At 36.0% G+C, this 20,307-nt stretch carries 14 protein-coding genes and 1 tRNA gene; 9 read left to right on the top strand and 6 right to left on the bottom strand.

Going from position 1 to position 20,307, the window contains the following annotated elements:
• Positions 1–58: 58 nt before the first annotated feature.
• Positions 59–2,920 carry a TIM-barrel domain-containing protein gene (locus tag J0383_RS23540; protein WP_207296390.1) on the bottom strand — a complete coding sequence of 954 codons (2,862 nt, stop codon included), beginning with the start codon at positions 2,918–2,920 and terminating at the stop codon, positions 59–61.
• Between the two features lie 593 nt (positions 2,921–3,513).
• Between J0383_RS23540 and J0383_RS23535 the strand changes: the two genes are divergently transcribed.
• From J0383_RS23535 to J0383_RS23515, 5 genes are all read left to right on the top strand, one after another.
• Positions 3,514–5,454 carry a glycoside hydrolase family 97 protein gene (locus J0383_RS23535; protein WP_207296389.1) on the top strand — a complete coding sequence of 647 codons (1,941 nt, stop codon included), beginning with the start codon at positions 3,514–3,516 and terminating at the stop codon, positions 5,452–5,454.
• Between the two features lie 100 nt (positions 5,455–5,554).
• Entirely contained in the window at positions 5,555–7,951 is a 2,397-nt protein-coding gene (locus tag J0383_RS23530) for a glycoside hydrolase family 31 protein (protein WP_207296388.1), read from the top strand.
• 10 nt (positions 7,952–7,961) lie between these two features.
• Complete coding sequence (locus J0383_RS23525) at positions 7,962–8,159, top strand: L-rhamnose mutarotase (protein ID WP_207296387.1); 198 nt, start codon at positions 7,962–7,964, stop codon at positions 8,157–8,159.
• 44 nt (positions 8,160–8,203) lie between these two features.
• Positions 8,204–9,715: a family 43 glycosylhydrolase gene (locus tag J0383_RS23520; protein ID WP_207296386.1), complete on the top strand. Its 1,512-nt coding sequence runs from the start codon at positions 8,204–8,206 to the stop codon at positions 9,713–9,715.
• A 226-nt stretch (positions 9,716–9,941) separates the two neighbouring features.
• Positions 9,942–11,531 carry a beta-L-arabinofuranosidase domain-containing protein gene (locus tag J0383_RS23515; RefSeq protein WP_207296385.1) on the top strand — a complete coding sequence of 530 codons (1,590 nt, stop codon included), beginning with the start codon at positions 9,942–9,944 and terminating at the stop codon, positions 11,529–11,531.
• Between the two features lie 238 nt (positions 11,532–11,769).
• On the opposite strand, the gene J0383_RS23510 is transcribed toward J0383_RS23515, so the two are convergent.
• Positions 11,770–11,843: transfer RNA gene (locus J0383_RS23510), tRNA-Arg, on the bottom strand.
• Between the two features lie 112 nt (positions 11,844–11,955).
• On the opposite strand from J0383_RS23510, the gene J0383_RS23505 reads away from it, so the two are divergent.
• Positions 11,956–12,468: an adenine phosphoribosyltransferase gene (locus J0383_RS23505; RefSeq protein WP_207296384.1), complete on the top strand. Its 513-nt coding sequence runs from the start codon at positions 11,956–11,958 to the stop codon at positions 12,466–12,468.
• On the opposite strand, the gene J0383_RS23500 is transcribed toward J0383_RS23505, so the two are convergent.
• The 4 genes from J0383_RS23500 to J0383_RS23485 all read right to left on the bottom strand — a co-directional run bounded on the left by J0383_RS23500 (position 12,465) and on the right by J0383_RS23485 (position 14,951).
• On the bottom strand, positions 12,465–13,115 hold the full coding sequence (locus J0383_RS23500; protein ID WP_207296383.1) for a response regulator transcription factor: 651 nt from the start codon (positions 13,113–13,115) through the stop codon (positions 12,465–12,467). The genes J0383_RS23505 and J0383_RS23500 overlap by 4 nt on opposite strands.
• On the bottom strand, positions 13,105–13,773 hold the full coding sequence (locus J0383_RS23495) for a sensor histidine kinase (RefSeq protein WP_239023192.1): 669 nt from the start codon (positions 13,771–13,773) through the stop codon (positions 13,105–13,107). Before J0383_RS23495 ends, J0383_RS23500 begins: the two co-directional genes overlap by 11 nt.
• 86 nt (positions 13,774–13,859) lie before the next feature.
• Positions 13,860–14,186 (bottom strand): hypothetical protein, encoded by a 327-nt coding sequence (locus J0383_RS23760; RefSeq protein ID WP_239023191.1) that lies wholly within the window; start codon positions 14,184–14,186, stop codon positions 13,860–13,862.
• A gap of 330 nt (positions 14,187–14,516) precedes the next feature.
• Complete coding sequence (locus J0383_RS23485) at positions 14,517–14,951, bottom strand: hypothetical protein (protein ID WP_207296380.1); 435 nt, start codon at positions 14,949–14,951, stop codon at positions 14,517–14,519.
• Positions 14,952–15,212: 261 nt separating this feature from the next.
• Here J0383_RS23485 and J0383_RS23480 point away from each other — a divergent pair, with 261 nt between their 5' ends.
• The 3 genes from J0383_RS23480 to J0383_RS23470 all read left to right on the top strand — a co-directional run bounded on the left by J0383_RS23480 (position 15,213) and on the right by J0383_RS23470 (position 20,278).
• Positions 15,213–17,228 (top strand): hypothetical protein, encoded by a 2,016-nt coding sequence (locus J0383_RS23480; protein ID WP_207296379.1) that lies wholly within the window; start codon positions 15,213–15,215, stop codon positions 17,226–17,228.
• Between the two features lie 81 nt (positions 17,229–17,309).
• Positions 17,310–19,457: a hypothetical protein gene (locus J0383_RS23475; protein WP_207296378.1), complete on the top strand. Its 2,148-nt coding sequence runs from the start codon at positions 17,310–17,312 to the stop codon at positions 19,455–19,457.
• Positions 19,457–20,278 (top strand): N-acetylmuramidase domain-containing protein, encoded by an 822-nt coding sequence (locus J0383_RS23470; RefSeq protein WP_207296377.1) that lies wholly within the window; start codon positions 19,457–19,459, stop codon positions 20,276–20,278. Before J0383_RS23475 ends, J0383_RS23470 begins: the two co-directional genes overlap by 1 nt.
• The last annotated feature ends 29 nt before the right edge of the window (positions 20,279–20,307 follow it).

Below are 20,307 nucleotides of genomic sequence, written 5' to 3'. Positions count from 1 at the left end.
CTATGCTTCTATGTGTTAAAATTAAATTTTGTTCTATTTCACCCAATGGGTAAGATGATTAAATTTTTATGAATTGAAGCGCTCCGTTATAATCGATTTCTTTTCCAGAAGCATCAGAAAGAAATGCTTTCGGATTGGAAGGATCAACAACAACGATTTTAAATTTTCGGTCTTTTAGCATGCCTTTAAAATCTCCTTTGCGCTCGCCAATGGTTAAGGTCTGATTTTTTTGATTGTAATGGAAGCTTATTGCACTGTAATGGCCTTTTTCATAGTTGTAGTTAACACCTTCATCTTCATACAAAGTAAAACTGCCATCTCGGCCTTTATAAACATATAGCACTACATTATCAGCAGGTTTCTGATCGGTGTATTGGATTTCTGGACCAACAGGAACTATAGCGCCTTCAGGAATAAAGAGCGGAATACGTCCATAAGGTGCATCTGCCTGTAAAGTCTGTCCGCCTAAGAGCTGCTTTCCTGTATAAAAATCATACCAGTTTGTGCCAGCAGGAAGGAACACTTCTCTTTTTCGCGCTTCATATTGGTAAACAGGGCACACCATAAAAGCAGATCCGAACATGAATTGGTTGCTGATGTTAACGACATTTTTATCGTTTTGAAAGTCCATTATCAACGGACGCATAATGGTGTAGTCATTAAAATGCGTCATCCCAGCCATCGTGTAGATATATGGCATTAATCTGTAGCGGAGACGGTCGTAATATACAATAGATTCGTACGCTGGATGGCCTTCGGGAGCAATGTTCCAAGGTTCGCGATAAGGAAATTGTCCGTGAGATCGGTATAGCGGAGCAAAAGCCCCAAACTGATGCCAACGTGTATTTAATTCACGCCATTCTTTGCTGTCAGAGTTTTCATTTCCATTTTTGTCGTATTGCTGCTGTGCGCTCACATAACGGTCTTCAACACAAAATCCTCCAATATCCATCGTCCAGTACGGAATACCGCTTGCGGCAAAGTTAAGACCTGCCGAAATCTGCGCTTTCAAATCTTCCCATCTTGTCGCAATATCGCCACTCCATGTTGCTGTTGAATAACGCTGCAATCCTGCAAAGCCTGATCTTGTTAAAAGAAACACACGTTTATTAGAATCTACGGCTCTTTGTCCATCGTAGATTGCTTCTGCATTCATTAAAGCATAAGTGTTGAAATATTCGGTTGAAGGTCCTAAAGCGGTTGGTCCTTGCAATTTTTTACGATACTCCATATCTGTACAGTCTAATACATTAGGTTCGCTGGCATCCATCCACCAGGCATCGACACCTATAGGATATAGATTTTCGTAGATCTGTTTCCAAAATAGTTTACGGGCACCGCTTGCATAGGCATCATAGAATGATCCTACATAACCAGGGCCAACCCAGTCACGAACATTGTCTTTAATGGCTTGCTGATACATCCATCCTTTTTGGTCGAATTCTTTAAAGTGCTCTGTAGTTTTGTAAAATTTAGGCCATACCGAAATCATCATTTTGGCATTCATCGAATGAATCGAGTCGGTCATAGCCTTTGGATTAGGAAAGCGTGCAGGATCAAACTTGTGGCTTCCCCATTTATCATCTTCCCAATAATTCCAGTCCAATACGATATTATCAATTGGAATCTGGCGTGTTCTAAATTCTTTTAAATTGCTTAGTATTTCATCTTGGGTTTTGTATCGTTCGCGGCTCTGCCAATAACCCATTGCCCAGCGGGGCATAATTTGAGATTTTCCTGTCAAGGTTCGGTATCCTTTAATTATGCTATCCATAGAATTGCCATGAACAAAATAATAATCAATTTTTTTGTTCATTTCGCTCCACCAGACTTGGCTGTTTTTTTCCTCAGCCAGTTGTGGCGTTCGCACTCTTAATCCGCAATAAGAGGTTGAGCCGTCTGGTCTCCATTCTATCCTTAAAGCAGTGTGTTTGTTCGCTTTCAGATTCATAGAGAATTTGTAGCTATTCGGATTCCAAGCGGTTCTCCATCGCTCTGCAACCACTAATTGATTGTCTAAATAGACTTTTACATAACCAGAATAATACAGTATAAATTTATATTCTCCGTCCTGTGGAGCTTCAATTTCGCCTTCATAAGTAACATTGGCATTTTTTAAAGGAAGTTCTGTTGGCAGGTTTTTGATGCTTTTTACATCCTCAAAAAAAATGGATTTTTCTTCGCGAATCAGTGGTGCATTTTTCTTCTCTGGTGTGCTGTAAGTTCCCGTTAAGAAACCTGGTTCGCCATTTTTTCCAAATAATTTGAAAACCTGATTTAATTGCTCATAAGGACGGCTGTCTCCAAATCGGCTTAAAGAATAGCTGTCCCACAAAAGCCCGTAATTTTTATTTGATACGACAAATGGTACAGATACTTTGGTATTGTATTGGAAAAGTTCTTCGCTTTTATCTTTATAATTAAATTCATCCGACTGATGCTGTCCTAGTCCGTAAAAAGCTTCGTCTTGAGGTGACTCAAATATTTGGCGTACGGTATAGCCTTTTGTCTGATCGGCTTGTATAGGAAGAAAAGTTCTGCCGCCGCCTGCTTTTTCAGCCAACAGAATTTTTCCGTTTTTATCTTTAAATTTGATTCCGCCGTCTTTTGCCGAAACCATAACATTCAGCGTTTTGGTTGAAAGTTTAATGGAATCTTTTGATTGCTTAATGCGAAATGGAACAGTTTGCTGATTGGGAACAATAATTAGACTGGAATCTTTTTGAAATTCTTGGGCTGTTGCAGCAACATGTATCAGATCATTGCCTAAAACTTGAAGACGCAGTGTGCGCAATTGGTTTTCTGTGGTTGGTTTTAGGCCTATTAAAACACCGTCGTCTGTTTTGGTGTAATTTTTAACAGCACATGATGCCAAGAGTAATCCAGCCGAAAGACCTAAGGCTATTGTATTTTTTTTCATGTTTTTTGGTTACGAATGGTTTATATGATAATTAGCAGTTTTGTGATTTATGTTTTCCCGATCTAGAAGTTACTATATCCAGTCGAACTAAATTTTAAAAGGGTTTCAAACGATTGCAAGCTGTAAAAGTAAAATAGCAATCTGCAATTTTTGGCGACTGCATGAGGCTTATTAAGGTTGTATTGTCAGCTGATTATACTGGGGTGTAAAAATATCTTTTAATGTAAAAGAACATGGGGTGCAAATGTGTTATTTGACAGGCACTTATGTATCATCATGTTTTTGGCTGTTGTAAAAGGGGGCAAAATGTATTTTATGGCTGGCGGAAATGTATTATTGTTTTTGAGCATTCAAAGTAAAGAGTACATTAGCATCTGTGAAGTTTCAAAGCTGGAGCACTGAACGGCCTAATTGAGGATTAGGAAGCTTTTTACAAGTTGCTTTTTTTTTACGCTAATAATAAGAGCTGTAATTTATTATCCATTAAAAACGGCATATGAAAGATTATGGAATTTTGATAGGCGGAAGAAGCAGGTGTTCAGAATTATCTTGAAATCAAAAGTATACTAACTAACCAACCAACTTCTATAATTATGAATGTAAAATTTAGCATATGTTTATTGCTTGTAAGTTTCTTTAAACTAAACGCCCAATCAGCGGTAAAAAGTCCGGACGGAAAACTTGAGGTGTCAGTTTCTGTAAACAACGGAATGCCTCAGTATAGTGTAACATACAATGAAAAAACGGTTATAGAAAAATCTCCATTAGGGTTAAAGACAAATGCGGGAGATTTCAGCACTGGATTAACTTTGGACGCAAATAGTATCCAAAATAAAATTGACGAATCCTATGAGCTGCGTAACATCAAAAAAAGCAGCGTTCATTATACGGCCAATGAAGCTATTTTTTCGTTCACAAAAGATGGAAGGCCTGCTGTTGATGTGATTTTTAGGGTGAGCAATAATAATTTGGCATTTAAGTACAAAGCATATCCGCAGAAAGAAACACTTTCCTGTGTGGTTCAGCAGGAAGTTTCGGGATTTTTGATGCCAAAAGGAACTACGACATTCCTATGTCCGCAAAGCAATCCGATGACAGGGTTTGCGAAAACAGCTCCAAGTTATGAAACCTCGTATTCGCTTGATGATGCCGTCGGAAAAAATGGCTTGGGAAATGGATACACCTTTCCATGTCTGTTTAAAGTAAACGGCGGATGGGTTTTGATTTCTGAAACTGGTGTAGACAGCGGTTATTGTGCCAGCCGATTAATAGGGCATGAGAATGGATTGTATTCCATTGGATTTCCGATGCCAGGAGAAAATAACGGAAACGGAACAGCTTCGCCAGGAATCCCGCTTCCGGGAGAAACGCCATGGCGAACTATTACCATTGGAGAAACATTGGCGCCTATTGTCGAAACTACTATTCCATTCGATTTGGTTAAACCAAAGTATAAAGCTTCTAAAGAATACCAGTACACAAAAGGGACTTGGAGCTGGATTATCAAAATGGATGATAACACCACTTTTCCTGTGCAGAAGGAGTACATTGATTTCAGCGCCGCGATGGGATATGAAACCATTCTAGTTGATGCGCTTTGGGATACGCAGATTGGACGCGATAAAATAGTAGATTTAGCGGCATACGGCGCTAAGAAAGGCGTTGGGCTTTATTTATGGTACAATTCAAACGGGTATTGGAATGATGCTCCGCAAGGTCCGAGAGGATTGATGGATAATGCGGCCATCAGAAGAAAAGAAATGGCTTGGATGAAAAGCATTGGAATTAAAGGCATTAAAGTTGATTTTTTTGGAGGTGACAAGCAGGTGACGATGAAACTGTATGAAGATATTCTGACGGATGCCAATGAATTTGGAATAATGGTTATTTTTCACGGCTGCACATTGCCTCGAGGCTGGGAGCGCATGTATCCGAATTACGCTTCCAGCGAAGCGGTTCTGGCAAGTGAGAATCTGCATTTCGGACAGCAGAGCTGTGATAATGAAGCTATAAATGCGGCAACGCATACGTTTATAAGAAATGCGGTGGGAAGCATGGATTTTGGCGGAAGCGCTTTAAACAAATTCTACAATAGCGATAACATTCCCAATAAAGGCTCAAAAAGAATGACTTCCGATGTATTTGCTTTAGCGACCTCTGTGCTTTTTCAGAGCGGCGTGCAGCATTTTGCTTTGGCGCCTAATAATTTAAATGATGCTGCAGACTGGGCTATAAAATTTATGAAAGAAGTGCCTACAGTTTGGGATGAAGTTCGTTTTTTAGAAGGATATCCAGGCAAATATGTTGTGCTGGCCAGAAGAAAAGGAGCAAAGTGGTATATCGGTGGGATTAATGCGCAAAAAGAACCATTAGAATTAAAATTAAAACTGCCAATGATCTCGGAGGGTACCACTCTTAGATATTATCAGGATGATGAATTATTAAATGGAAAAATAACGGACATCAGGTACAGATCAAAGAGTGGAGCACATATTAAAATTCCTTGTAATGGAGGTGTCCTGCTAACCAACTAAAAATTTATAGAACTCATTGTGGATTTATCCAGAATTGAAGCAATAAAAAGCAAATGTAGTTTTGACCATTAATCTTACTAATTAAAATAACTTAAACCAAATGAAATTTATTTATCTATTAATTTTCCCGCTGTTTTTCTGTGCGACCAGTTATGGCCAGAAGTACGAGAAAAACAATCTGGGAATTAAGATGCAAGCAGATGGAAATACAATAGAAATTCAGTTTTACAGTCCTTCGATTGTAAGAGTTATAAAATATCCCGCAGCGGGAGTTTATTCCAAAGAAAGCCTTTCGGTAAATATGAAACCGTCGGCAACTCCTTTTACAGTAAAAAGCCAAAACAGCCAATTGGTTTTAAAATCTGAAAGTCTAAATGTTACGGTACAGTTTCCAACTGGAGAAATCTCATTTGCAAGTTCAGACCGGATCTTGCTTCGTGAGAAAAAACAGGGAACAAAATTTAAAACCGTAAAAGATACCGATACCGATTCTTATAGCGTATATCAGGCATTTGATTTGGAGAAAGAAGAACCTATATATGGTTTAGGACAGCACCAAAGGGGAGATTTAAACCAAAGAAATCAAAATTATCGTTTGGAACAGGGAAATACAGAAGATGCGGTGACTTTTTTTCAGTCGGTAAAAGGATATGGACTTTTTTGGGATAATTATGCGCCGACAGAATTTAAAGACAATGCTAACGAAACTTCATTTGAATCTAATGTAGGCGACGGGGTGGATTACTATTTTATGTACGGTAAAAATGCTGATGGAGTGATCTCACAAATGAGAAAGCTCACAGGCAGTGCTCCAATGTTTCCGCTTTGGACGTATGGTTTCTGGCAGAGTAAAGAACGTTATAAAAGCCAAAATGAAATAGTTGGCGTAGTAAAAAAATACCGAGAGCTGGGAGTGCCTCTGGACGGAATAATTCAAGACTGGCAGTATTGGGGAAATAATTATTTATGGAATGCGATGGAGTTTCTTAATCCTGAATTTTCTGAGCCTCAAAAAATGGTGGATGAAATTCATGGCCTGAATGCTCATCTGATTATTTCGATCTGGTCTTCGTTTGGACCAAAAACCAAGCCTTATAATGAGTTGAATAGTAACGGAATGCTGTTTGATTTTCTGACTTGGCCAGAATCTGGCAGCGAAATTTTCCCTCCGAAAAAAGATTATCCTTCTGGAGTGCGTGTTTATGACGCCTATAACCCAAAGGCAAGAGACATTTACTGGAAATATGCAAGTGAAGGCCTTTTAGCAAAAGGAATTGACGGCTGGTGGATGGATTCGACGGAGCCCGATCATCTTTGGGTAAAGCCTGAGGATTATGATACCAAAACATATTTGGGAACTTTTAGAAAGGTGCGAAATGCTTATCCTTTGATGACTGTAGGCGGAGTTTACGATCATCAGCGAAAAGAAACTTCAGATAAGCGAGTTTTCATATTGACAAGATCTGCTTTTGCTGGCCAGCAGCGCTATGGTGCCAATACATGGACAGGAGACGTAGAGTCTAGCTGGGAAAACCTGCGTGCTCAGATTCCGGCGGGACTTAATTTTACCCTTACCGGTATGCCGCACTGGAATTCAGATATTGGAGGATTTTTCGCTGGAGTTTACAATCGAAATGCAGAAGCTATAGGAGCGGATAATCCAATGTTTCAAGAACTTTATGTTCGTTGGCTGCAATTTGGTGCTTTTAATCCAATGATGCGCTCTCATGGTACAGATATACCTCGCGAGATCTATAATTTTGGTCAGAAAGGAGAGCCGGTATATGATGCGATTGAGAAATTTATAAATCTGCGCTATTCGTTGCTGCCATACATTTACTCGACATCGTGGGAAGTAACCCATAAAGATTCTAGTTTTATGAGAGCATTATTTATGGATTTTGCTGCAGATACTAAGAGTTGGGACATTAAAGATGAATTTATGTTTGGAAAATCTATTTTGGTTGCGCCAGTAGTTGAGGCTCAATATACAAACGAAAAAATAAAAGAAGGTCAGAATCAAAAGCAGAATATAGATTTTAGAGCAGAAAAATCAAGAATCGTTTATCTTCCTGCTGGAAATGGCTGGTACGATTTCTGGACAAACGAAAAACTGCAGGGCGGTCAGGAAATTACCAGAAAAACAACGCTTGACATGATACCGCTGTATGTTAAGGAAGGCACTATACTTCCAATCGGGCCTCAAGTGCAGTTTGCTGAGGAAAAAAAATGGGACAATCTCGAAATAAAAGTATATCCTGGAAAGGATGGCTTTTTTACCTTTTATGAAGATGAATTTGATAATTATAATTATGAAAAAGGTGCTTACACAGAAATTGATTTCAGCTATAACGACAAGCAGAAAAAAATAACCCTTTCTAATAGAAGAGGCGGGTACAAAGGCATGTTAACGGAAAGGATCTTTACAATTGTTATGCCTGATGGAACTAAAAAAGTGTTGACTTACAAAGGAAAAAAAATAGAATCTAAACTTTAAACAGGAAGATATGCAACTAAAAAGGATATGTTATTCCTGCGATCTGATTGATGATCCAGAACTTATAACTGAATATAAAAAGTATCATCTTGCAGAAAATGTACGCCCTGAAATCACTAAAAGTATTAAAAATGTTGGATTAAGGAGATTTGCTTTTTCAACACAGATGATCTCAACGCATTATTTACACTGCTTTCGCAAGAAATAAAAAACTATTAAAACAGTATAACTAAGTATTAATTATCAAACAATATGAATAAAATTATAATAACAATTTTCCTTATCCACGTGAGCGTTTTTGCAAATGCTCAATATCAGACAAAACCTAATGAAAAAGGAAAAGACTACTATATAAATCCCATTTTTGCGGGGGACTACGCTGATCCGAGCATTTTGCGTGATGGCGATACGTATTACATGGTCCATTCCTCTTTCGAATATTATCCGGGACTCTTGATCTGGCAGTCGAAGGATCTGATTAACTGGGAGCCTGTTACCCATGCGCTGCACAAGAATATAGGGAATGTCTGGGCTCCCGATCTGGTGAAATATAAGGATAAATTTTATATCTATTTTCCGGCAAATGGTACCAATTATGTGGTCTCCGCAGATTCTATTAACGGTAAATGGAGCGAACCAATCGACCTAAAAACTGGTGGCATTGATCCCGGGCACATTACAGACGAAAACGGGAAAAGGTATTTGTTTTTTAGCAGTGGGAGTTTTATTCCTTTAGCAGATGATGGACTTTCTGTCAGAGGTGAGTCCAAGCATACCTACGATGGTTGGAAAATACCTCGCCAATGGTCGATCGAGTGTTTTTGTATGGAAGGGCCAAAATTGGTAAAGAGGGGAGATTACTACTATCTTACCGTTGCTGAAGGCGGAACGGGAGGTCCGGCAACAGGTCATATGGTAATTTCCGCACGTTCAAAATCGCTTTTCGGGCCATGGGAAAATTCTCCTTATAACCCGATTATCAGAACCACTAAAGAATCTGAAAGATGGAAATCGAAAGGTCATGGCACTTTATTCGAGGATAGTAAAGGAAACTGGTGGATGATATTCCATGCTTATGAAAAGGATTTTTACAATAAAGGCCGCCAGACCCTGCTTTTGCCTGTGGAATGGACAAAAGATGGCTGGTACAAAATACCAGACGGAATAACGGAAGACGAACCCATCAAAAAACCAAACTTACCAGCATCTAAAAGCAGCTTTACGCTAAACGATAGTTTTGAAGGAAAAAGTTTAAAACCGCAATGGGAATTCTTTGGAGGAGCAGACAGCAATAGATTTGAATTAGGTAATAATAGTCTTTCCATTAATGGAAAAGGGGATTATGTGGGCAGCTCTTCCCCATTGCTATGCATTCCGCTGGACCACTCCTATAACGCCGAAGTGGAGTTATTAATAGAAGGAAAAGCAACTGGAGGATTAGTCCTTTTTTACAACAGCGGCGCTTTTTCCGGCATTCTTGCCAATAACGGGAACATACTGGCGAATTTACATGGATGGCAATTTGAAACAGAGAAAAATGTTATCGAAAAACATGTATTTCTTAGGCTTAAAAACGTGAACAATACTGTAGATATGTATTACAGCACAGATGGTGATAAATGGAATAAAATTGAGAACTCACTGGAAGTTTCCGGTATGCATCATAATGTGCTGAGCGGATTTTTAAGTTTAAGAATTGGCCTTACGGCTATGGGAGAAGGTAAGGTAACGTTTAAGAATTTTAAATATCATCCTATAGATTAAAAATAAGACGATGTTAAATGAGTTTTTACCAACATTTGAAAACAATTTAAGAACTGTAAATTTTATATTGACAGGCCCAATATTTTGATTTCTAATATTCAAATTTAATATGAAATATGAAATAAAATATATTAGCTTATTTTTACTTGTTTGTCAGACCGTTTTTGGACAAGCATTTCTTGATAAGCCCCAACAACCCATTCCATTTTTGAATAGGGATGTTGTTATGTCTGAATCCTGGATAAAACAGCGAGAGACCGTTAATGCAAAGTATATTTATCAGTTCGATGCCGATAGGTTGCTGCACAATTTTAGAATAAATGCCGGAATTGAATCGAAAGCAAAACCACTTGAAGGCTGGGAGTCGCCTACTGTGGGATTACGCGGACATTTTGTAGGCCATTATCTGTCGGCTTGCGCTATTTTGATTGAAAAGACAGGTGATACTCTGCTTCAAAAACGTGTGGAATATATGGTTGATGCGCTTGAAGAGTGTCAGCAAAAACTTGGCGGCAGCTATCTGAGCGCATTCCCCGAAAAAGATTTCACGCAATTGGAAACACAATTTAGCGGAGTTTGGGCACCATACTATACTTATCATAAAATAATGCAGGGAATGCTTGATGTTTATCAGCATACAGGAAATAAAAAGGCCTATGAAATAGCTGTTAATATGGCCGCTTATGTAAAAGAGAGGATGGATAAACTTTCGCCTGAAACTATTGAAAAAATGCTATACACTCCTCAGGCAAATCCGGCAAATGAGGCAGGTGGGATGAATGATGTATTGCAGAATTTATTTGAAATTTCCAAAGACTCCACCCATTACAAACTGGCTTGTCTCTTCGACCGCAAATGGTTCAGCCAGCCATTGTATGAAGGGACAGATATTCTATCGGGTTTGCATTCTAATACTCATTTGCCTTTGATAATCGGATTTGCCAAAAGGTATGAAAATACAGGGGACAGGTATTATCGCGATGTTGTTTCCCATTTTTGGGATATGCTGGAACATCATCATTCTTATGTGAATGGCTCTAGCAGCGGTCCCAGACCTATTGCTACAACTCCAACTGCCCAGACATCTGAACATTGGGGAAAACCTGATTGTTTAAGTACTACTCTTACTGATAAAACATCTGAATCATGCGTTTCACATAATACTCAAAAAATCACAAATGCTTTATTTCGCTGGACTGCCCAACCCGAGTATGCAGATGTGTACATGAATACGCTATATAATTCTGTTTTTGCGCTACAAAATCCCGAAACGGGATGTAATGTTTATTCTTTACCGCTGGGTTCTCCTAATAAGAAGAGTTTTGCCAGCCCTAATGAGTTTTTTTGCTGCAACGGAACAACTATTGAAGCTTTTACAAACTTAAATGAGGCTATTTATTTCCATAACAAAAATAACCTTTGGGTCAATCTTTATATTCCTTCGACCGTCAAATGGAAATCTAAAGGAATTACTTTATCACAATCGTCCAATTTTCCAGATAATCCTGTTGTAAAATTTAACATAACGGCTAATAAAACGACCCCATTTGCATTGAAATTATTTATGCCATCCTGGGCTGACGAACAAACACAAATTTTGGTAAACGGAAAGCCCATTACAGCTAGTGTAATTCCGATGTCTTATTATATTATTGATAGAAAGTGGAAAAATGGCGATAACATAGAAATACGTTTTAATTATCATTTTAATTTAAAAAAAATGCCCGATAATCCGAATGTAGTTGCATTGTTTTATGGACCGGTTTTATTAGCATTTCAAGTAAATGAAGAAACAATATTAAAAGGAAATGAGTGAGATATTTTGAAAAACATCTCTAAACAAGAGAATTCTATGTCATTCATCTTAAAAAATAATAGGAAAGAATATGCGCTTATGCCTTTTTATAAGGTAACTAATGAGTCATATGGCGTGTATGCAACTATCCGAAATGAGTATTAGAGATTATTTTGCATTCCTAAATGCAAAGTAGTTTAAAAATCTACATATTAGGGCATAAAAAAAGAGACAACTATTGTCTAGTTGTCTCCTTAAGTGACCTCGACAGGATTCAAACCTGTAACCTTCTGAGCCGTAATCAGATGCGCTATTCAGTTGCGCCACGAGGCCGTATTTGTTATCTCACTATTTTTTAGTAGCTTTGATAATTGCTGTTTGCGGGTGCAAAGATAGACATAAATACTAGATAAACAAGCGAAATTTTACAGAAAAATAAAAAAAAATGAACATTGAAAAGTATATACGTGATATTCAAGGATTTCCAAAAGAAGGAATTTTATTTAAAGATATTACACCTTTGCTGATTAACCCTGAAGCACGAACAAATTGTCTTAAAATTTTGGTCGATTCTTTAGAAGGACAAAAAATCGACAAAGTGGTAGGAGCAGAAAGCCGTGGTTTTTTCTTCGGGATGTTACTGGCACAGAAACTCAATGCTGGGTTTATTCCTGTTCGAAAACCTAAAAAACTTCCATTCAAAACTATTTCGGCTTCTTATGAATTGGAATATGGAACCGATAGTCTTGAAATGCATACCGATGCTATTCAAAAAGGCGACCGCGTTTTGATTCACGACGATGTTCTGGCAACAGGCGGTACTGCAAAAGCAGTATGCGATCTTGTGCAGAAACTCGGCGGCGAAATCATACAATGCAACTTTTTAATGGAACTGACTTTTTTAAACGGAAGAGAAAAAATTAAAGATTTTCCAGTTTTTGCGGCTTTAACGTATTAAACAAAAACTATTTTATGTTTAATGGCATATAAAACCAAGCCGATTCGAGTTTTGATTTCAAGTTTATCAAATAACGATTCTCGGTAACCATCAATCGTTTTTGGACTTAAACACATTTCCGAAGCAATTTCTTTATATGTCATTTCGGTGCAGGCATGTTTAATGAAAACAATTTCTTTTTCCTTAAGACTGATTTTTTTATTGTCGCTGTTAACTTTATTGATCAGCATGCCTGAAACTAATTCGGTAAAGTAAAAACCTTTTTCGATGACACACTCAATTGCTTCACGGAAAACTTCGGGAGAAGTATCTTTTAATAAATAACCTTTTGCGCCATTGGTAATCATTTTAATGATAATTTCTTCATCGTCATTAACAGAAAGTGCAATTACTTTTAAATCTGGACGGTTTTCTTTTATCCATTTCATGGTGTTTATACCGTCTAGAACAGGCATGTTTACATCTAAAAGAATTAAATCTATATCATTGTCTAAATTTTCCTGTAGATAAGAAATAAACACTTTGCCGTTTTCAAAACGATTTATGACGTCGTAATCACCAAAACTTTTAATAAGCAGTTCCAAAGACTGTGAAAAAAGAAGATGATCGTCTACAATTATTATTTTGCTTTTTGGGTTAGTTTTCATCACATTGGGTTAAGGGGTATTCCAGAGTTACAATTGTTCCAGATTGATCTGAGGCAATAGCCAATTTGGCACCAATCAATTTGGCTCTAAGTTTCATATTAGTAAGTCCTAATCCTGCATTAGAATCTTCTAGATTATATCCAATTCCAAAATCTTTCAGTTTAAGTCTGAATACATTTGGAGTGGTTTCAAGATGAACATCAAATAAATCACTATGCGAATGCTTTAAGCTGTTGTGCAGTGCCTCTTGAAATATTCGGTAAATAATCAAATCATGTTCTTCGTTGATCTCGGGAATTTCACCAATTAGGTTGAAATTATATTTGATTTTTTTGAGTTTTTTTACGCGTTCTAAATCTAGCTGAATGGCTTCTGCAAAATTGTGCTGCAGTAGATTATCTTTATTGATAATTCGGGATAAAATTCTGAGTTCATCCAGTGATTTGGCTAAAACACTTTTAAGATCTTTTAATTCTGATACTTGAATGCCTTTATTGCTGATTCCGATGTTAAGCTGCATAATTGCAACCGAAATAATCTGTCCAATATTATCATGAAGCTCTTTGCTGATTTCAGAAAGCGTTTGGTCTTTTATCTCAATTCTGGTTTTTACAAGTTCGGATTGGAAATACATTTCAGCCTCCATTTTTTCAACCATATAGTTGTTTTTCTTCTTTATAAAATAAAAGAAAAGAAAAAGCAAAACGATGAGTAAGGTAAAAAAGACAATACCTAATGAAATGACTAATAATTGTATTTCTTTTCGCTCCATAAAAAACCAATACTATAGCATGTGTGTGCCAGAAAATTTAAAATGAACAATACAAGACTAAAAATAGAATCGTCCTGCTTGATTAAGAACCAGTTAATGGCAAGCATAAAAGGAGTAAAAGGCACATGAAATACCAAAATTCCTAATAAATACCAGAAAAAAACAGATCGTTTGAAGTTTAATATTTTGTCTGAATTAAAAATTTCCACCAGATACAAGCAAGATAAAATCAAAATCAATACAACTCCAATTGCGAAACTGTAGGTAAAGGAACGATTAGGATCTTCCTTAAAATACATAATGTTTAAAAAGAAAGAAACAATAAACAGTAACAAAAACAACACTGAAGTTATTCTGTAATTAATCTTTTGTAAAAGGCTTCTTATGAGTAAGATATAGGCGGACAAACTGACCAGCATATAAGCATTATAAACATAATAGTTTAATAAACCGGTCCAATACGTAAAATAGTATCCGATTATTTCTGTGAGAATCGAAAACCAAATTAAAATTACTAAAAATTTAGCTTTCTTACCAGGTAATTTATGCATCGAAATTAATCCGATGCTTCCTGATAATAAAGCTAAATAAATGATATAGGATCTTAAAAATTCAAACATACAATTCTATTAATATACTAAGCTTGGCGGTCTTCCTATGTTTCCGTAATTCATTGGTTCAAGACTCTGAATGTCAGCCGGAGCTGATTCTTGAACTAAAGCGAAACTTTGAATTTTAGCCGTGTTGTTTTCTACTTTTTTTCCTGTAGGAACTAGGAATAATGTGGTTAATCCGGCTTTTTCACCATGTTTTTCATCGTCTGGGTATACACCAAAATAAAAACGTATACCGTCTACGTTATAGCCCTCTTTTGCGCCACTAGTTTTGATATAATGAATATAACTTTCAAGCGCTTCTAGTGAATACCAAATAGCATTTGCATCTTCTTTTTTAGCTGCTTTTGCAGTCAATGAGGATGCTCTTTTGTTATTGTAGTTCACATTTAACTGTTTTGCAAATTCTTTAGTTATTAACTGACTAGGTTTTGCGGGTGGATTTTTCATGATTTTTTTTAAAATTAATTGGTTAAAGGTTTAGTTTACAGTTTTTTTTATTTGTTGAAGTGACAAAATTATTGGAAACCCAAAACGTGAACAAGGGGAAAAATACCCTTTTTTGTGCAGGTGAAATTATTTAAAAAAATGGGTTAAAGTGCTGTTTCATAATATTTTATAATGAAACAATTTTACATCGTCAAATTTATGTAAAAATCTGACGGTCAAAATGAGTAACCAATAATAAGTAATAACTAAATTTTTTTAATTATGTCACAACCAACACCTCTAGGTTATCCTCACGCAGGAGCCGGAACAGTAGAAATCCTTTTAGAAAAAGAAGATGGAGCAGATTTTGCAGTCCTTTTTTCACCAGATCCTAATAATATATTATTGAGAGACGCTGGTCTGCCAATGCAGTTTTATTATTATCCAAAGTATCCAAGACTTTCAAAACACCCTGACGGAAGATTTAAATTTGCAATGCAGGTGTTTAAATCAGCTGGAGATTCATCAACCGTAATTGGAGCAGAAGGACTAGAAGAAGAAGCAGGAGCTTATACCACACTTACCAGTACCATTGATCTTCCTGAAGCTTTATTAAAAAAAGCAATCGACAAATTGAAAGCTAGACTTAATTCTGACTACAAAAACCACAGAAATTCAACTCTTTTTGGATTGTTTTCTTTCTTAATTGGAGTAGATAAAGATTTTAATTCGACTAATGTAAGACCTATTCAGCTCACAGAAAACAACATCGCAATGCATGTGGTGGGCGAAAAATCACCTAATAATCCATTTGGAGGTGCTAATCCGTGGACTTTTAACATTCAGGGAGAAGGAGCAGGAACCACTTTCGGATTAGGCGATAATGCGCTTTCAATTTTAATGGGAAGAAATAGTGCTTCATTAGTGAAAAATGCACTTGAAATAGGAAGCAACAACCTAGTAGTCGAAAATAACATTAAGTACAAGGCTTATATGCCAACTACAGTTATCAAAACTACAATTGATGTTAAAAAAGTACACTCTTATTTCTCTGCAAAAACCAATGTAAGCTGGTCATTTGTAGATCTGAACTGGGAACATGAATACGAAAAAATCAGTACAGAAGGAGGAATCGTAAGCGAGATCATTACTGATGAACAGTTTTCAAACGAAGAAAGAAAAAAAGTAGAAGAATCATTACTCCAAAAACAAAGAGATTTTGCTTTTGAAATGTTGAAAAAACAAATTTTTGACGTTCCGGAAAAACAATTCACACCAGCTGCAAATCCAGAAAAACCAAACGGTTTCTTCAGATTGTTTATGGGGCTTGGCAGCGTGGGAGTAAACCTTAAATCAGGAACACAGATTCGTGCAGTTAAATTTACAGATGAAATTAAATTCTCTGCAATTCAGGTTTTGGATTCAAAAATCAGCGGAAACTTAACTCCTTTGACTTTAAAAACAGGAACTGAAGCAAAAGCAGACGTTAAAAAGTACATTACAGAAATTCAGCTTGACGAAGACTTCTCAAAAGTGCAGGTAGTTGCTTCTTTAAATGGAGGTTTAATTAAACTGGACAAAGACAGTGATATTGTTAACGATAGTCCGGTAAGCCAAGTTTCTATAGAAGTTGGATATCCTGATTCTAAAGGACAAATTATCTGGAAAGGACAAGGAAGAATGATTGCTCCAGAAGGAACGCCATACGTAAAAAATACGAGCAAATCAGGAAAAGAAATCGATGCCATTTTTCCAGCAACATGGAACGATAAATCAAAAGAGAAAAATGCTTTTGTATTTGATTTCGTAAAAAACAATGGGTCTTCTAAAGTTAAAGTAAGACAAGAAGTGATGTATGAAAAAGATAAAAGAATCAAATTAAAAGACAGTGTAAAAGAATTTGAATTTGAAGGAACTAAAATCTTCGTGCCGCTTCCGGTTATGAACATGATCAACTATACATTATCGACTGAACAATTGTTTGAATGCGATACACTTGAAGTTACTCTAAAAGTAGATAAAATGTCTACTAAAAAATTCAAGTTTACTGCCGATAATTTTGAAGATGCAATTCCGTACAGAGCTTGGTATGAATTGGATTATACTATTAAGCCAACCGAGTATAAAGTGAAATATACTTGCAGTGGTAAAATTGGAAAAAAATCTAAAAAAGTGTCTATTTCTACAGATTATATCAAAATTGATTATCAAGAAGGAGATATATTATTTGAACGTCCAACAGGAACTGACGCTCAAAATGCTGATATCGAGAAAATCAGAGCTCCATTTATGGAATAATTTTTTTGAGACATTTTGCAAAAGGGACTCAGAAGTCCCTTTTGTTTTCTTAAAAGTCACTAATCATTAAACCAAAACGTTATGCCGGATTTAAACACATTTAAGCTCGAAGGAACTAAATTAGTTCCCATAAACAGATTCAATCTTGAACCTGCAAAGCCCAGCACTTCCTTTACAGCAGCAACACTTAAAAAAGAAAATGAATTTAAGGTTATAGAACATCCCATAATTCATTCGATAGAAATAAAGCCTGTAATAATTGGATTTCCAATATTTGAAAGCTATTTTCCTTTAATTGAAGATGATAGTGCCATTACAGAAAATGCTTCCTTTAAGGATTATTTTAAAAATGACATTACTTTATTTTTTCCTCAGGTAGAAATTGAACCTAATAATGGAACTCTTTTTTACTATGAAAATGTTCCAGACAAATCAGGAAACCGAGCGGGTTTGATTGGAAAAGTAACTTTGAAATACAGCATCAAAAACAAGGAGTTACAAGCTAGTCAAAAAAGTATTACTTTAAATCTGAGAGAAGCGATTTTAAACTTAAAAGTAAATCGTGATTTTGTAAAAGTAAACGGAATTGTCAATACAACAACACAAGAAATCCAATTTGATTTAATAGATGAAGCTGTAAAAATTGCCTTTCTAAATTTAGTTTCAAACCTAAACGATTTAAAATGTAACCTGGATTTGTTTTTCGATTTTAAAGGATATACCAAATTGAAACGCAATTTTTTGTTTGCAAAAGATATCGCCTTTATCAAACAGAATGTTATAAAGAAAGACCTAACGACAGCGCCAACTACTATAACACCTAAAGCAACTCTTATTAGCAGTCCGTTGATGGTAAAATCGGCAGTGAATAGAATGGCACCCAAAATGGCTATTTCTGAAATTCAGCGTGAAAACAGCATTAGGGCAGATGTACAAGAAGAATATGTAAAAAGTACTTTTCTGCTGAAAATCAACAAAATATTAAGTTATCCCATTGGTACAAATCCAGCGACAAGTCTGTATAAAACAATTGGCGGCGGGTTTACCAATATTCCGTTCAATTTAAATGATGATTTTTCCCAGTTCAAGCAAATCTTTGTTTCGGGATTTAATTTTGACAAACTTTCGATTTACAAATCGATGGTACAGCCAAATACGTTTTTACTAATTTCAAAAGTATACAGCCTTTCGAAAGATTTAAATACCATGAAACCTTGTATCTCGACCATTTTTCATGCTTATGAAGAAGGTGCTGGAACAACCGAAGAAATCTCAAAAATCAGTTTTCAATTTGCAATTGGTCCAAACCTTTCTGATTTTGATCTGGCTAAACTTAAAATTGCGCTTCTAAATAATAATTTTATCGATGGAGATACCGCAGACTATTTTGATAAAGTTCAGTTTTTGTTTCCTAATGATATTGCTTCAGAATACGAGGTAAGCGGTAATTACTTTTTACAGCAATCGGATATTACGACAGACGGCAAACATTTTTTATTCAATCTTTCGACTGAAAATTTATCAGAAGCCAGTATTATGATTAATGCTTTAAACAATACGATTACACAATATGCCAATATCAATTTCAAACATAAAGAAATCAAAGATTCCAGTATCATTGAATTGAATATTGAGCAGACAATAGGCGAAATCGTAGAAGCTTTGATTGACAATGCCACGAAGAAAATTCAGATCAACAATCAGTCTATTTCTAATTGTAAACTTAATTCCATTCTGCTGGTTTATAATCAGAATGTAACTTATTTAAACAGCACTTTCTTTAAAAATTATCCACAGCTGGTTAGCAATGATACCAAACAGCTGGATTTTACAGCAATCAATCCAACTGCTTCTGGAGATTTAAAAAGCGTATTTTTCGATTTTGAAAATATTGAAAACATTAGTTCTGAGTTTAGTCAAGTTGTTTCTCAGTCCACAGCTTACAATCGATACATTCAGGTTCAAATCAAAAGCCAGGCAGCTGCTACAGCCAGAATTACGATTGAATTAACAGTTCTGGAAACGGGAAGTAAATTTACAATTGAACGTTTAAAAACCGAATTTTCTACTCCAATATTGTTCAATTTTATTGTAAAAAATACTTTGAGCAATTCGACACTGATTTCATACAAAGTCAATTATTATGATAAGAATGATAATTTGACCGGTACTAAAAATGATGTTTTTGATTTTTCAAAGACTTCAATATTAACGATAAATAAAAAGTAATGAAAACAATACAATCAGGAGCCAAATCTAGTGAAGTATATTATTTAAATGAACTTCTTGCGAATTTGGGTTACAGCGTTGTAGTTTCCAACAATTTTGGATCTGCAACAGATTCTGCTGTTAGAGATTTTCAGTTGACAAACAATCTTGTGGTCGATGGAATAATGGGTTTAAAAACATGGTCGGCAATATTGCAGAAAACACAAGGATTGTTTACTTCGAATAGCAAACTGCTCTCGGAACAAAATTTAATCGATTTCTCTGATCACTATAGTTTGGAATTAGCGGCCGTTAAGGCAGTTAACGAAGTTGAAAGTAATGGAAAAGGTTTTCTGGTAGATGGAAGACCTAAAATTTTATTTGAAGGTCATATTTTTTGGCGTGAACTCGAAAAAAGGAATATAAATCCAGCAGCCTATGTGAATGCTTCAACTGAAAACATTCTTTTTGAAAATTATACCCGAAAATATTATGTAGGAGGCGCAGAAGAATACAATCGTTTAGAAAAAGCGTCCAATTTAGGCGGAAAAGATTTTGAAGATGCAGCGAACTGTTCGGCATCGTGGGGACTTTTTCAGGTTATGGGATTTAATGCAGTACCAATTGGATATTCAAGCATTGATGAATTTGTTGATAAAATGTATGAAAATGAAGGAGAACATCTTAAAGCTTTTGGTTTGTTTTTAGAAGAAAATAATCTTATAGAAACTTTAAGAAGTAAAAACTGGGCAGGATTTGCATTGAGATACAATGGTTCGGCTTATAAAACCAATAAGTACGATGAAAAGTTGCTAAAAGCCTATCAAAAATATTCTAGATAAACTGGGAATTTATCTAACTGCTAACAACA

The organism is Flavobacterium endoglycinae, assembly GCF_017352115.1.
GTDB classification, from domain to species: Bacteria; Bacteroidota; Bacteroidia; order Flavobacteriales; family Flavobacteriaceae; genus Flavobacterium; species Flavobacterium endoglycinae.
Note: the sequence above shows the minus strand (reverse complement) of the source record. Positions and strands in the feature narration are given on the sequence as shown.